Origin of the sequence: Pseudomonas sp. Rh2 (genome assembly GCF_040762985.1) — a bacterium.
Classification (GTDB): Bacteria; Pseudomonadota; Gammaproteobacteria; order Pseudomonadales; family Pseudomonadaceae; genus Aquipseudomonas; species Aquipseudomonas taiwanensis.
This window is the reverse complement of record NZ_CP142890.1, coordinates 1-2,500: the sequence shown is the minus strand read 5'-3', so window position 1 is coordinate 2,500 and position 2,500 is coordinate 1. Positions and strand designations below refer to the sequence as shown.

Genomic DNA, 2,500 nt, shown 5'->3' with positions numbered 1-2,500 from the left:
CAGGTTGAAGGTTAGGTAACACTGACTGGAGGACCGAACCGACTACCGTTGAAAAGTTAGCGGATGACCTGTGGATCGGAGTGAAAGGCTAATCAAGCTCGGAGATAGCTGGTTCTCCTCGAAAGCTATTTAGGTAGCGCCTCATGTATCACTCCAGGGGGTAGAGCACTGTTTCGGCTAGGGGGTCATCCCGACTTACCAAACCGATGCAAACTCCGAATACCTGGAAGTGCCGAGCATGGGAGACACACGGCGGGTGCTAACGTCCGTCGTGAAAAGGGAAACAACCCAGACCGTCAGCTAAGGTCCCAAAGTCATGGTTAAGTGGGAAACGATGTGGGAAGGCTTAGACAGCTAGGAGGTTGGCTTAGAAGCAGCCATCCTTTAAAGAAAGCGTAATAGCTCACTAGTCGAGTCGGCCTGCGCGGAAGATGTAACGGGGCTCAAACCATGCACCGAAGCTACGGGTGTCATCTTTGATGACGCGGTAGAGGAGCGTTCTGTAAGCCTGTGAAGGTGAGTTGAGAAGCTTGCTGGAGGTATCAGAAGTGCGAATGCTGACATGAGTAACGACAATGGGAGTGAAAAACTCCCACGCCGAAAGACCAAGGTTTCCTGCGCAACGTTAATCGACGCAGGGTTAGTCGGTCCCTAAGGCGAGGCTGAAAAGCGTAGTCGATGGAAAACAGGTTAATATTCCTGTACTTCCAGTTATTGCGATGGAGGGACGGAGAAGGCTAGGCCAGCTTGGCGTTGGTTGTCCAAGTTTAAGGTGGTAGGCTGAGATCTTAGGCAAATCCGGGATCTCAAGGCCGAGAGCTGATGACGAGTTGCCTTTAGGCGACGAAGTGGTTGATGCCATGCTTCCAAGAAAAGCTCCTAAGCTTCAGATAACTGGGAACCGTACCCCAAACCGACACAGGTGGTCGGGTAGAGAATACCAAGGCGCTTGAGAGAACTCGGGTGAAGGAACTAGGCAAAATGGCACCGTAACTTCGGGAGAAGGTGCGCCGACGAGGGTGAAGGACTTGCTCCGTAAGCCCATGTCGGTCGAAGATACCAGGCCGCTGCGACTGTTTATTAAAAACACAGCACTCTGCAAACACGAAAGTGGACGTATAGGGTGTGACGCCTGCCCGGTGCCGGAAGGTTAATTGATGGGGTTAGCGCAAGCGAAGCTCTTGATCGAAGCCCCGGTAAACGGCGGCCGTAACTATAACGGTCCTAAGGTAGCGAAATTCCTTGTCGGGTAAGTTCCGACCTGCACGAATGGCGTAACGATGGCGGCGCTGTCTCCACCCGAGACTCAGTGAAATTGAAATCGCTGTGAAGATGCAGTGTATCCGCGGCTAGACGGAAAGACCCCGTGAACCTTTACTATAGCTTTGCACTGGACTTTGAATTTGCTTGTGTAGGATAGGTGGGAGGCTTTGAAGTGGGGACGCCAGTTCTCATGGAGCCATTCTTGAAATACCACCCTGGCAACTTTGAGGTTCTAACTCAGGTCCGTTATCCGGATCGAGGACAGTGTATGGTGGGTAGTTTGACTGGGGCGGTCTCCTCCCAAAGAGTAACGGAGGAGTACGAAGGTGCGCTCAGACCGGTCGGAAATCGGTCGCAGAGTATAAAGGCAAAAGCGCGCTTGACTGCGAGACAAACACGTCGAGCAGGTACGAAAGTAGGTCTTAGTGATCCGGTGGTTCTGTATGGAAGGGCCATCGCTCAACGGATAAAAGGTACTCCGGGGATAACAGGCTGATACCGCCCAAGAGTTCATATCGACGGCGGTGTTTGGCACCTCGATGTCGGCTCATCACATCCTGGGGCTGAAGCCGGTCCCAAGGGTATGGCTGTTCGCCATTTAAAGTGGTACGCGAGCTGGGTTTAGAACGTCGTGAGACAGTTCGGTCCCTATCTGCCGTGGACGTTTGAGATTTGAGAGGGGCTGCTCCTAGTACGAGAGGACCGGAGTGGACGAACCTCTGGTGTTCCGGTTGTCACGCCAGTGGCATTGCCGGGTAGCTATGTTCGGAAGAGATAACCGCTGAAAGCATCTAAGCGGGAAACTTGCCTCAAGATGAGATCTCACTGGAACCTTGAGTTCCCTAAAGGGCCGTCGAAGACTACGACGTTGATAGGTTGGGTGTGTAAGCGCTGTGAGGCGTTGAGCTAACCAATACTAATTGCCCGTGAGGCTTGACCATATAACACCCAAGCAATTTGCTGACGCAGATTGCGGTGGTGAAGACGAAACGACCGAAAGTTCGCAAGACCACAAATTCACATATCCGAATTGGCCAAGAGTGTTTACACGACATTCTGGCAACAGAATTTCTTGACGACCATAGAGCATTGGAACCACCTGATCCCATCCCGAACTCAGTAGTGAAACGATGCATCGCCGATGGTAGTGTGGGGTTTCCCCATGTGAGAGTAGGTCATCGTCAAGATTCATTTCGCAAAACCCCTATCTGCGCGAGCAGGTAGGGGTTTTGTCTTT

The 2,500-nt window shown here is 52.2% G+C and carries 2 rRNA genes (1 of these 2 cut by a window edge); both read left to right on the top strand.

What is annotated here, in order from left to right:
- Positions 1-2,204, top strand: a 23S ribosomal RNA gene (locus VXM67_RS00010) (it extends 688 nt beyond the left edge of the window).
- Between the two features lie 130 nt (positions 2,205-2,334).
- Positions 2,335-2,450 (top strand): 5S ribosomal RNA (gene rrf / locus VXM67_RS00005).
- Positions 2,451-2,500 lie beyond the last annotated feature (50 nt).